At 63.8% G+C, this 12,553-nt stretch carries 10 protein-coding genes; 4 read left to right on the plus strand and 6 right to left on the minus strand.

Features of this window, described 5'->3' with window-relative positions; genetic code table 11:
• Positions 1-46: 46 nt before the first annotated feature.
• A complete protein-coding gene (locus tag VT84_RS21875) occupies positions 47-1,123 on the minus strand; it encodes an ADP-ribosylglycohydrolase family protein (protein WP_052551983.1) in 1,077 nt (358 codons plus the stop codon).
• Between the two features lie 22 nt (positions 1,124-1,145).
• Entirely contained in the window at positions 1,146-1,379 is a 234-nt protein-coding gene (locus VT84_RS21880; RefSeq protein WP_052551984.1) for a hypothetical protein, read from the minus strand.
• A 302-nt stretch (positions 1,380-1,681) separates the two neighbouring features.
• Here VT84_RS21880 and tatC point away from each other — a divergent pair, with 302 nt between their 5' ends.
• A complete protein-coding gene (tatC, locus tag VT84_RS21885) occupies positions 1,682-2,869 on the plus strand; it encodes a twin-arginine translocase subunit TatC (protein ID WP_052551986.1) in 1,188 nt (395 codons plus the stop codon).
• Positions 2,870-2,930: 61 nt separating this feature from the next.
• Positions 2,931-4,481, plus strand: a complete 1,551-nt coding sequence (gene cobA, locus VT84_RS21890) for a uroporphyrinogen-III C-methyltransferase (RefSeq protein WP_082840991.1) — start codon at positions 2,931-2,933, stop codon at positions 4,479-4,481.
• Between the two features lie 72 nt (positions 4,482-4,553).
• Here the strand turns inward: cobA and VT84_RS21895 are convergent, their stop codons facing one another.
• A complete protein-coding gene (locus VT84_RS21895; RefSeq protein ID WP_052551989.1) occupies positions 4,554-4,739 on the minus strand; it encodes a hypothetical protein in 186 nt (61 codons plus the stop codon).
• A gap of 364 nt (positions 4,740-5,103) precedes the next feature.
• Here VT84_RS21895 and VT84_RS21900 point away from each other — a divergent pair, with 364 nt between their 5' ends.
• A complete protein-coding gene (locus VT84_RS21900; protein ID WP_082840992.1) occupies positions 5,104-6,672 on the plus strand; it encodes a UxaA family hydrolase in 1,569 nt (522 codons plus the stop codon).
• A gap of 449 nt (positions 6,673-7,121) precedes the next feature.
• Positions 7,122-8,879 (plus strand): DUF885 domain-containing protein, encoded by a 1,758-nt coding sequence (locus VT84_RS21905; RefSeq protein WP_082840993.1) that lies wholly within the window; start codon positions 7,122-7,124, stop codon positions 8,877-8,879.
• Between the two features lie 355 nt (positions 8,880-9,234).
• On the opposite strand, the gene VT84_RS21910 is transcribed toward VT84_RS21905, so the two are convergent.
• The 3 genes from VT84_RS21910 to VT84_RS21920 form a co-directional block, all read right to left on the minus strand.
• Positions 9,235-10,548: a Gfo/Idh/MocA family protein gene (locus VT84_RS21910; protein ID WP_082840994.1), complete on the minus strand. Its 1,314-nt coding sequence runs from the start codon at positions 10,546-10,548 to the stop codon at positions 9,235-9,237.
• 174 nt (positions 10,549-10,722) lie between these two features.
• Positions 10,723-11,562 (minus strand): amidohydrolase family protein, encoded by an 840-nt coding sequence (locus tag VT84_RS21915; RefSeq protein ID WP_052551995.1) that lies wholly within the window; start codon positions 11,560-11,562, stop codon positions 10,723-10,725.
• Positions 11,563-11,685: 123 nt separating this feature from the next.
• A complete protein-coding gene (locus VT84_RS21920) occupies positions 11,686-12,258 on the minus strand; it encodes a hypothetical protein (protein WP_052551997.1) in 573 nt (190 codons plus the stop codon).
• Between the last annotated feature and the right edge of the window lie 295 nt (positions 12,259-12,553).

Consider the following 12,553-nt stretch of genomic DNA (forward strand, 5'->3'; position numbering starts at 1 on the left):
AACGAAATCCCCGCCCGGCCCGTATTTCTCCGCGCGAACGGACCGGTCAATACGGTGGGAGCAGCCGTCGGGCGGCGTGAACCAGCACCCACACAAAGAACACCGCGTTCCTGATCGGCAGCGCCCACACCGCGAGCGGCTCAGCGTGCTGAGGAGTGCTCAGCCACTTTCCCTCCGCGACGCGGCCGGCGAGTTTCTCCACCCACCGAACCGAGCGCGGCCAGTCGATCGCTCCGCGAAGCCACTCCGCCGGGATGCCCGCTTTGCCGACCCGAGCACCGACGAGTGACCCCGTAATCGCCGCAGTCGTGTCCGTGTCCCCACCGCATCGGATCGCCGACTGAACTGCTGTGCGGAAGTCGTCCGGGTACCGCAACCACGCATACAGCGCCACCGGAACCGTGTGGTACATGTAACCGGTGGCACCGCGTTTCAACCCGAGGTCGAGCGCAAATTCTTCTGTCGTTCGCCCCAAATGTAAATTCTTCCCAGCCACTTCGAGCGATTCGAGTAACGGCTCCGCGGCCGGCTCGACACCGAGTAGTTCGCGGAGTTCCGCCAGGAATTGTGCCGGTTCCGACAAAGTTTCCGTTCGAGTTTTAGCCGCGTGGTAAGTAGCCCACGCGACCGCGAGTGCCCCCACTTCGGCTTTCGGGTCGGTGTGTGTGATGCGCGTGGACATGCGCACGAAGTGTTTCAAGCGTTCGGGGTCTGGCCCGAAGCACAAACCGAGAATCGGCACACGCATCGCCGGACCGTTACCAGCCGAAAAGACGCCGCTCCGGTCCGGCGCCCAGCCGAGCCACAACTTCGCGCACGCGCGGATCGTGGCGCGCCCAGTCCCGGCCGGTATCCCTGCGGCCCACCAGCGGAGCCGGCGCGCGAGGTCGCGCTGGAATTTCACAGCATCCCCACCGGAAACCAGCAGCGCCTGTCCGGTCAAGCACGAGTGCTCGGTGTCATCGGAAAATAGACCGCGGCGGAAGAAGAATTGGTAGCGATCGAGGTGCGGAAACAGTTTCTTCGCGCGCCGTGGGGACAAGTTCTCGCACGGCAACCCCAGCGCGTCGCCGACCGCGAGACCGAGCACCGAACCGATAATGGCGTCGCGGTCGAGCGTCATGCGACGATTATACCCGTTCCGGTTAGCGCCCGGTGGGACTGGGGCGATCGATGAAACCCTTCGGACCGATGCGAAAATCGTCTTCCGAGATCGAGAGCCGCTCGCGCCCGCGGATCTTCTGCTCGTCGATCGAGTAACGGGTACCGTCCGGGGCGCGCCCGTCGGCGCGGTCCAACTGACGGGTCTCCCGCGGTCCCGCGAACCGGTTGCATCCGGCCAACGCGATCAGGGACATGACAATTAAGCGCCGGCGCATGGCTCGCTCCTGAAACGCACGAATCCGTTCGCAAGGGCATTATCGCCCTTCAGTCCAGCCCCACTCTACCTCGAAGCAAATACCCGGCCCAATGCCCCTGCGCAGCACCCGTGCGACCGGAACTCCCGGCACCGGTTACCCGACACCTTACCCCATCCTCTCTGCACGGTCCCCGAGCTTGTCTTGTGTACCCGCGTCCCGCTTCATACGATAATCCCTGACCTTCCGCACGCACCCACTTTTGCCAACCGGTCGGGCACCTTCGCCTCGGGTTGGGTTATCCCAGCGCGGGGTTCGGCGTCATGCCCACCAAAGCGATTCAAACGCTCGCGAAAAAGTACGACGAGTACCCCGATGACATGTTCAAGGACACGCGGATGTCCCTGGGCGAGCACATTGAGGAACTCCGCTACCGGATGCTGAACGCGCTGAAGTGGCTGCTGTTCTTCCTGGTGATCGGCTTCGTTCTGGACTTCGTCGGGAAATCGGTCGGGAACGACAACATCGGCATCGGGATGCCCATGTTGGACGTCATTACCGAACCCGTCAAACAACAGACGCGGGACTTCTATTTCCGGGCGGCAAAGAAGTCGGCCGACGAAAAACTGGCGCAGCTCACCGATTCCACCCCGGAAGAAATCGCAAGGGTCCGTCAGAAGTTAGAGGAAAACGAGTACAACCTCAGCGCGCTGACGGCCGAGGAACGGCGCAAGCTCCTCGGCGCGCCCGAGGAGATGCCGGTGTTCATCCCCGTGAAGGCACTAACTCCGGCCTTCGGTGCGCCCAAAGCTGATGCGCCTGAGGAACTGCCCGTTAAACTCAAAGTCTACCCGGCGCACATCAGCAACCTGAGCAGCAAGGGCGAGGGGCTGATGGAGAGCAAGAAGTACCTGACGACCTTGAGCGCGCAAGAATCGATGGTCGTGTACTTCAAGGTGTCGCTCCTGTGCGGGGTCGTCATCGCGTGCCCGTTCATCCTGTACCAGTTCTGGGCGTTCGTGGGCGCGGGCCTGTACCCGCACGAAAAGCGGTACGCTTACCTCTTTTTCGGGCCGAGTGTGTTCCTCTTCATCGCCGGCGTCGTTCTCTGTCAGTTCGTCGTCCTCCCGGGGGCAGTGAAAGCGCTCCTGAAATTTAACGAGATCCTCGGGTTCGACCCGGACATCCGGCTCAACGAGTGGCTCAGCCTCGCGATCATCCTGCCGCTCGTGTTCGGGGTCTCGTTTCAGACCCCGCTCGTGATGGTGTTCCTGAACCGGATCGGGATCTTTACCGCCGAGGACTACCTCACCAAGTGGCGCTATGCGTGCATCATCATCGCGTTCTTCGCGGCGATCATCACGCCCACGCCCGACGTCATCACGATGCTCTACCTGTTCGTACCGATGTTCGGGCTGTATATGGTGGGCATCCTCATCTGCCACCAGTTCCCCGGGTTCGACCCGAGCGAAGACACCGATTCCGAAGCGGCCGACGAAGTGGCCGTGTAATTGAAGGCGGAGAGCGAAAGGTGGGACGGCGCCCGTCCCCACCCGCCGCCTTCTGAGCGCTATGACCCCAGACCCCGCGAACCCGTTCGTGTTTCTCGTCGGCGCCGGCCCCGGCAGCCCCGGTCTACTCACCGTCCGCGGTGCCGAGGTGTTGGGGCGCGCCGACCTGGTGCTCTACGACCAACTCGTCCCCGAGCGCTTACTCGACCTCGCGCCGCCGCACGCCGAGCGCCTCTGCGTGCGCGACCTGCCCGGGAACCACCCGGACAAGTACCCACACATCCACAAGAAGCTCATCGAAACCGCCAACGCGGGTAAAACCGTCGTGCGGCTCAAGGGCGGCGACCCGCTCATCTTTGGGCGCGGGGGCGAGGAGGCCGAAGCGCTCCGCGCGGCCGGCCTCACTTACGAGATCGTGCCCGGCGTCACCGCAGCACTGGCCGCGGGCGCGTATCTGGAAATCCCACTCACGCATCGGATGTACGCGAGCAGTATCGCTCTCGTCACCGGGCATGAACTGCCCAACAAGCCCGGCAATAAGCTCGATTGGAAGGCGCTCGCCGCGTTCCCGGGCACGCTGGCGATTTACATGGGAATCGCCCGGCTCCCGGTAATTGTCGGCGAGTTACTCAAATACGGGAAAGCTCCCGACACGCCCGCGGCAATCATCGAACGGGCTTCAACGGGTGAGCAGCGGTCGGTATCCGCCACGTTGGGCAACCTCGAAGAAGCCCGGCGCCACGCGGGACTGGAAGCCCCGGGCCTGATCCTCGTCGGTGACACCGTCGCGCACCGCGCGCCCCAACCGTGGTTCGAGAACCGCCCGCTGTTCGGCCAGCGCGTACTCGTCACGCGGCCCGCGCACCAAGCTTCGGGCATGGTGCGAAAGCTCGAACTCCTCGGCGCGGTCGTTTCGCGCCTGCACGCGGTAGAAATTCGCGAGCGCGACGACTTCACACTCGTTGATCGCGGGCTGGAGCAGATTCGACGCGGCGAGTGGGACTGGCTCGTGTTCACGAGCGCGAACGGGGTCCACGCCCTGCTCCGCCGACTCGACGCCGTCGGGCGCGACCTGCGCGATTTGGGTCACATCAAACTGGCCGCGATCGGCCCCAAAACGGCCGATGTGCTCCGCGAATACCGGCTCCGAGCCGACATCGTCCCCGCGACCAACTTCTCGTCCGAAGGGCTGGTCGAAGCACTGAAGCCTCATGTTGTGGGCCAGCGCGTGCTGCTCGCGCGAGCCAACCGCGGGCGCGAACTGCTCCGCGACGAACTCGCGAAGATCGCGACCGTGGACCAAATCGCGGTGTACGACCAGGTGGACGTAACGACCCTCAGCGCGACCGTTCTCGACTCACTCCGGCGCGGGGAAATCCGTTACGTCACACTACCCAGCTCTAACATTGCGCGTGGAGTGATCGCTAGCTTTGACGAAACGATTCGCGGGCGCGTCGAGCGCGGCGATGTCTGCCTCGTTGCGATTAGCCCGGAAACCGGCAACGCGATCCGTGAATTGGGACTTCCAGTTGCGGCTGAAGCCAAAACCTTCACAGAAGATGGGCTGATTCAGGCCGTGGTTGAACTGACACGTGTTGAGGCCAAGCACTAAAAACACAACAGGAAGAGGTCATTACCCCCTTCCTGTTCGCACTCGTTTTCGACCGATGGTCGATTCCGCCAGTTATTTCAGGTCGCGGGAAGCGTTCCACCCGAGATAAACCACAACTGCGGATGCGAGCAGACCAAAAATATCGACGATAACGAACGGGCCGCCGCCGAACGGAACCTTGGCGACCAGATCGAGCAGGAACACCAACAGCATGAGGGCACCAACACCAAGTGCCCCAAAGCAGAGTGCCTTATCCATCGCCCGACCTTTCCGCGACCCGCGGCCGATTGAAATTGCGCCCATGACAACTAACCCCGTGTTGGCCGTCAAGATAGAAGGACGCGCCAGGATCGGACACGGTGGGGGTTACGGAGTTTTGATATTCTACCCCCCGTGCGCCTCATCGCAACGCGCCCCACTGACTCAAATCGATCCGTTTTCGTTTCGGCGCCGGGCGAGCGGTACAACCACTAAACCCGACACGACAGACACGCTCCCACCGCGCGAACCTGAGCTGGAATCGCCCCGCGGTTCCATTTACACACCCGCTCACGAACCGCTAAGTTGAACTTCACACACCCTTCGAGAATGTCCCGGACGTTCTCTCCCCTTGGAGCCGGAAATGGCCGTTCCGATCAGTGAGTTTGCCGTTCACCTCCGCCCGCAGGACAACGTCGCGGTCGCCCGCAAGCCGATCCCGTCCGGCACCACGTTCGCATTCGATGGTGGCACGTTCACGCTCGCCAAGGGCATCGGGATGGGGCACAAGTTCGCGGTTGTTCCGATCAAAGAAGGGGATCCGATTCACAAGTACGGCCAAGTGATCGGGTTCGCGGGGCGCAACGTGGCCCCGGGCGAGCACGTCCACGTCCACAATGTGACCGCCGGCGCGTTCGAGCGCGACTACGCCTACGCGAGCCAGATCCCCGCACCGCTGCCCCCGCCGGCCGAGTACCGCACGTTCATGGGGTTCGACCGCGGCGAGGGGCGGGCGCCCCACCAACGGTACGGGACGCGCAACTATTTGGCGGTCATCAGTACCGTGAACTGCTCCGCCAGCACGAGTAAGTACATCGCGGACCGCGTCCGCGCACTGGGCCTGCTGAAGGACTACCCGAACGTGGACGGCGTGATCGCGATCGTTCACCGGCAGGGCTGCGGGATGCAGTTCGACGGCCCGGACCACCAGCAACTCGACCGCACGCTCGCGGGCTTCGCCCGTCACCCTAACGTCGCGGCGTATCTGCTCGTTGGATTGGGGTGCGAAATCGTTCAGGCGTCCCACTTGATCGAAAACGAGAAGCTGAACCTGCTCCAACTCGACGGTAAGAAGGGCACGCCACTCGCGCTTTCGATTCAGGAGTGCGGCGGGATCGGCAAAACCGTCGAAGCCGGCGTTCAGGCGGTCGCGGAGATGCTCCCTCGCGTGAACGACGTGCGCCGCGTGCAACTCCCCGCCAAGCACCTGATCCTCGGTACGAACTGCGGCGGCTCGGACGGCAACAGTGGGGTGACCGCGAACCCGGCTCTGGGCGTCGCCAGTGACATGATGGTTCAGCAGGGCGGCACGAGCGTTCTGGGCGAAACGACCGAAATCTACGGTGCCGAGCACATCCTCACGCGCCGCGCCGTATCGAAAGAGGTCGGCGAGAAACTGGTCGAGCGGATCAAGTGGTGGGAGTGGTACACGTCGATGTTCGGGGCCGAAATCAACAACAACCCTAGCCCCGGGAACAAAGAAGGCGGACTCACGACGATCTACGAGAAGTCGCTGGGCGCGATCGCGAAGGCCGGCGGCACCGCGATGGTGGACGTCTACCGGTACGCGGAACCGGTCACGGCGAAGGGGTTCGTGGTGATGGACACCCCGGGCTACGACCCCGTGAGCATGACCGGCATCGTGGCCGGCGGCGCGAACGTGTGCGTGTTCACGACCGGGCGCGGGAGCGTGTTCGGGTGCAAGCCGGCCCCGTGCGTGAAAGTCGCCACGAACACGCCGCTCTACACGCACATGATCGGCGACATGGATATCGACGCCGGCAAGGTTCTCACCGGAGTGTCGGTGGAAGCCGTGGGCCAAGAGATTTTCGAGAAGGTGCTCTCGGTCGCGAGCGGCGAGAAGACCAAGAGCGAACTCAACGGCGTCGGCGAAGAAGAATTCGCCCCGTGGTCCATCGGCCCGACCCTGTAACCCGTCAACGCGGCCCGACCTACATCACGGGCACGGCCGGCGCGAGAGTACCGGGAAAAGCCCTCGCTAACCGCCCGTCACCGACAGCGGGGCAGTTGTTTAAAGGTGCCTGCCCGAACGAGGCGGTTGGGGCGGACACAGAATGAGGTCCAGCTCTCCAGAAGCCGAAAAAATCTAGGCCGGCAAACCTCGCTGGTGACGATCGAAACCGGCTTGAAATAGATCGCATGAGCAACCGTCCACTCACGCGATTCACCGGTGAATTGCGACCTCACCAGCGAGGTTTGCCGGCCTAGAAAAAATCCGCTGCGTTCATCCGCGGCGGATTTCTCTCCACACTGTCCCGTTGACGGATCCCTCACTTCCACTCACCAGTGCGTCGGACGGCGGACATTCGCGCCACCGGGTTGTAGTCTGGCGAAGACGCCACTACCGCGCAGGAGCCGCTGATGTCACGCTTGTTGTTCCCCGCCGTCGCCCTTTTGGGGATCGGAGTCATGATTTCGCCCACCGATGCCCCCGCGGCGCAACCGGCCGCGGAAGACACGCGCCTCAAAAGCCTGTTCCAGAGCTACCTCGACGAAGAGTTTCAGAAGCACCCGCTGTTCGCAACTCAACAGGGCAACCACGACTTCGACGACCAGCTCGACGATCTCTCGCCCGAGGCCCGTGCCAAGGACGTGGCCCGCGCCAAGGCGCTCGTCGCGACGCTCGCGAAGGAAATCGACGTCAAGAAACTCTCACAGGACGGCCGGATCGACTACGGCATCTGGGCGCACACCCTCAACTACGCACTCTGGTCCGCAGAGAACGACAACCGGTTCGAGTACGACCCGCGGACCTACGGCGAGTACATCTCGGACAGCGTGTTCCTCCTGCTCACGCAGTCGACGCTCCCGCGCGAGCGCAACGTCGAGAACGCGGCCAAGCGCATCAAGCACATCCCGAAGATCGTAGCCGCTGCCAAAGCCGGGCTGAAGAACCCGCCGGCCATTCTCACAGAGGTCGCGATCAAGCGGAACATCGGCGCGATCGCGTTCTACGAGAAAGACATTTACGAGTTCGCGAAGGAGACGCCCGGCTCCGAACCGCTCGCGACGCCGTGCAAGGCCGCAGTTGAGGCCCTCAAGGACTACCAGACGTGGCTCGAAAAGGAGCTGCTCCCGAAATCAAAGGGCGAGTGGCGCCTCGGTAAAGAGAAGTTCGCCAAGAAACTGGAACTCGAACTCGACGCCGGTCTCACCGCGGACGAGGTGGTGAAGATCGCGGAAGCGGAAGCGGACCGCGTCGAGCGCGAGATGTACTACGTCGCCAAGCAGCTTTGGAGCAAACTGTTCCCGGGCAAAGTGCTACCGCCCGATGATGCGACCGGCCGCCACGCGACGATCAAGGCCGTGCTCGATGAACTCGGCAAGGACCACGGCAAGCCCGAGACGATCGTCGACGACGCGAAGAAAACCGTGAGTAAGATCAAAGACTTCATTCGGGAGAAGAAGATCCTCACGCTCCCGGACCCGGACACGTGCCAGATCATCGCGATGCCCGAGTTCCAGCGCGGGTTCTCGGCCGCGTACCTGAACCCGGCCCCGCCGCTCGACCCGAAGGCCAACAGCCTCTACGCGGTCGCCCCCCCGCCCAAAGACTGGCCCCCGGCGCGCCAGGCGACGTTCTTCCGCGAGTACAACTCGGCGATGCTCCAGATCCTCACGATCCACGAAGCGTACCCGGGGCACTACGTCCAACTTGCGTACTCGAACCGCAACCCGTCGCTCGTGCGCAAGGTGCTGTGGTCGGGGTCGTTCGCGGAAGGCTGGGCCGTGTACACCGAGCAGATGATGCTCGACCAGGGGTACGGCGACGGCGACTTGTCACTGCGCTTGCACCAACTGAAATTCTACATTCGTGCGGTGCTGAACGCGATCCTGGACAACAAGATGCACTGCGCGAACCTGACCGACGACGACGCGATGAAGCTCCTGGTGGGGCGCGGGTTCCAGACCGAAGCGGAAGCGGTGGGCAAGGTCGCCCGCGCGAAGCAGAGCAGCACGCAGCTCTCGACCTACTTTGTGGGCCGCACCGCGTTCTACCGGCTCCGCCAGGACGTGCAGCGCAAGCGGGGCGATGCGTTCGACCTGGGCAAGTTCCACGAAGAGGTGCTCAGCCACGGCACGCTCCCGGTGAAATACCTCCCGGAACTGGTGAAGTGATCGCGAACCCGATGGCCGACCGAAGATTGTCCGTGTTTGGGTTTTTAAGCCCCGTGGGGGCGCAGGAGAGTAGCCAGGGGTGAAGCGATAGCGCAACCCCTGGTGGACATCGAAGCACCCCTAACACCGGGAGCGCGGTATTGTTGCGAGGGGGAAGCTCGCCAGGGGTTGCGCTATCGCTTCACCCCTGGCTACTCTCCTGCGCCCCCACGGGGCTACAAAGACGATCTCTATTCTCTGCCTTCTGACTTCTGTCCCCTGCTCTTCTGATCTGCGTTTTCGGCGTTCATCCGCGGTTCTGTCTTCCTCACGAAAACTGACGGCGCGGGAACTTGGTCTCCGCGCCGCAGCGAACTCACAGCCCTTCGACCTCGAACCCCTTGCGGTATTCCTTCTTCACGAAGGCGTTCGCCTTGTCGTTGTTCGTGAACTTCAGCGCCTTCGTGTCCCACTTCAGGTCGGTTTGGGGGAACCGGGTCGAGAGGCACCCGAGGAGCACCATTTCCGTGAGCGGGCCGGAGTAGCTGAAAGGGGCCGACGTCTTGTCGTTCCCGCGAACCGCTTCGACGAACTGGAGGTAGTGGTCATCGCCCTTGATTTCGGGCATCTTGAAATCCTTGTAGCCGTCCGCCGGCAGCAGCACCGGCGCGGCGATGTACGGCGAATACATCACACCCTTCTCGCCGATGTAGATCGAGCCCTGGTCGTTCAACTTGCGGCCCACCAACTTCTGCACCTCGGCCGGCGGAAGCACCTTGCCGTTGTACCACGTCAGCGCGACGGTATCGGTCGTGAACTTCGTTCCCGGGAACACGTACTTCACCTGAACGTCGAGCGTCCAGTTGTAGTCGTTCGGGGCGGCCAACTCGGAGCGGACCGTGAGCGGGTTCCCGACGCCGAGCGCGCCGAACACCGGGTCGAGGATGTGGCACCCCATGTCACCGAACGTGCCGGTGCCGAAGTCGAGCCGCTTCCGCCAGTTTCCGGGGTGGTAGTAGTCGCCACCAATGAAGGGGCGCTCGCTCGCGACCCCGAGCCACAGATCCCAGTCGAACCCCGCGGGCACCGGGTCTTTCTTGTCCGGCTTCGGGGCCGTATCGCCCCACGACTTGCCGCTCCACGAGTGGACCTCTTTCACCTTCCCGATGGCCCCGTCCTGCACCAGTTTGACGACGAGTTTGTGGACCGGGTGCGAGTGGATCTGGATGCCCATCTGGGTGACGAGCTTCTTCTCGGCGGCCACTTCGGTGATGCGGCGCGCCTCATGGATCGTTTGAGTCAGCGGCTTCTGCCCGTACACGTGCAGCCCGCGGTTCATGGCGCGCATCGTGATCGGCGCGTGCATGTGGTCGGGCGTGGACACGTTCACCGAGTCGAGGCTCTTCTCTTTGTCGAGGAGCTGGCGGTAGTCCTTGTAAATGACGCACGAGGGGAACTTCTTCTTGATGTTCCCCACGCGGTTCTCGTCGACCTCCGCGACCGCGACGAGTTTCAGGTGCTTACCCTTGGTCAGATCGTTGATGTCGGCCCCGGCCATGCCGCTGGCGCCGAAGCTCGCGTGCAGAACGGTTTCGCTCGGCGCCGCGTGCGCGTGCAGCCGCCACACGAACGGCGCGGCAATCGCGCCGGCACCAGATTTAAGGGCGCTTCGGCGGGTGATCTTCTTCATGGGTGATGAGTTCCTACGGGGTGGGAGTTAACGAGGCGAGAACCAGAGGGTACGGCAGAGCGCGGCGGACCGCAACACCTTGCTCGGGGCGAGTTCCGTTTGCGGTGTTAAGTTGGCGCGTCGGAACCGGGCGTTCTCGGGGCACGGGCGACGCGGGCGCGGGTGGGTAGGCACTCAGCCCAGGCGGAACAAGCGCCGGGCGTTCTCCTCGAAAACCTGCTCGTGGTACTCGGGGGCCACGGCATCTCGGATGAACTCGCGGTACGCGGCCATCGGCGCGAGCGGCCAGTCGGTGCCGTACACGAACCGGTTCGGGCGCTCCGAATACTTCATCGCGCGCCGGATGCCGTGCGCGAGTTCGGACGCGGCGTCGCGCCCCTCCTCCGAAGCGAAACTCCCGTCGTCACCGACCAGGAGACCGGAGAGGTCGGCCCAGACGTTGACGTTCTTGTAGATCACCTCGGCCGCGTCGGTCATCCACGGGTTGCCGAGGTGACACATCACGAACCGGCACTCCGGGTGATCGACCGCGACCTCGTCGACGCCGAGCGGGTGCGCGTATTTCAGTTTCGCCTGCGGCGAATACGTGTCGCCGGTGTGGAACATCACGGGAACCCGATACCGGGCCGCGAGCTCGTAGTACCGCTGGTAGTTCGGGTGGGCCGGCTCGAAGTGGAGGTACCCGAGGTACCCCTTCAGCGCGACAACGGCCCCGTTCGCGAGGAGCTGTTCCACCTTGCGGAAGTGCTCGGCGTCGGTCCGCGTCGGGTCCGCGATCCCGATGGGGCGCAGACCGGGAACGAACGGGGTGATCTCCAGCGTGCTGTTGATGCCGAGCGGGTCGTCGTCCCCCGCGCTCCACGCCCCCATCGCGAAGGCGTGGGACACGCCCGCGGTCTGCATCTCGCGCCGCAACTCGGCCGCGACGCGCTCCGGGGGCTCGCGGAGCAGCGGTGAGAGCGACCCCACCCCCGGCAGGTTCGGCGGAACGGCGTGGATGTGAACGTCGATCATCGCCCGGCTCGTGCGGGGAGAAAGTGCGGTCGGTTCGCTGCGTTTAGTGTAGAAACGCGAACAGTAGAAACGCGAACACCCACGGCAAACCGTGGGTGTTCGCTCCGATCGGTACCACAAGGGTTACGGCATTTTGTTCGGAGTCGACGGGTCCGGGAGGCCCGGAATCGCGGCGCCGGCACCCGGAAGAGGAGCCGCTGGCGGAACACCGACCTGCGGTTGTGCGGCGACCTGCTGGCGGAACTTCGTCATGTCGTGCCGGCGGATGACGATCCCGTTGCCGTTCGCGCCCGGTCCCATCGTGTACACGCCGAACTGCCCGGTGCTCGTTTCCGACAGGTACAGCGCCGACTGGCCCTGTGTGACGTAACCCGTGGTCATCATGAAGTGAACGTCTTGCTGCGCCTTTAGCCCGAATTCCGTGGTGAGATCGACCTCGGCCCAGCCGACGATCTTCCCCTGCGTGCGGTCGATGACGGTGCCGAGCAACTTGCCGGCCTTGTAATCGAGGAGCCAGACGCCGTCGGTCTGAACGCGCGGGTTCACCGACACGGCGCCGGTCGCCATGATGTAGTCCTGGAAGCGGTCGTTGGACGCCGCGGCCGCGGGCCGGGGTTGACCGAAGTAGAACATCGTGGCCGCCATGCCGACGGCCAGCCCGACTGCAACGAGACCCAGAGAGCCCATTCCGCGCATTGCTATTCTCCGCCGGTTCGCGGGGCCAATTGACGCCCCTCATATCACGCCCACCGGCGGTGTCCAGCCGAGTTACCCGACCTGCCAGGGCCGTTTAGTTCTCGGTCGAACGTGTGGTTGTGTTTGTGGGTCGAAGCGCTTCGAGTGGTCGAACGGCGAATCGTCGGAGCGCGGCCGCGAAGTTGGGGCGCTTGGCGGTGGTCAGGAGGTGCGTCAGGGCGTTGCGAGTCGGCACCAGGATTTGCGGGCCGGTGCCGCATCGAGCCCGGCTCGCGTCCTCACCGAGGGTGACGTC

Source organism: Gemmata sp. SH-PL17 (assembly GCF_001610855.1).
Lineage (GTDB): Bacteria > Planctomycetota > Planctomycetia > Gemmatales > Gemmataceae > Gemmata > Gemmata massiliana.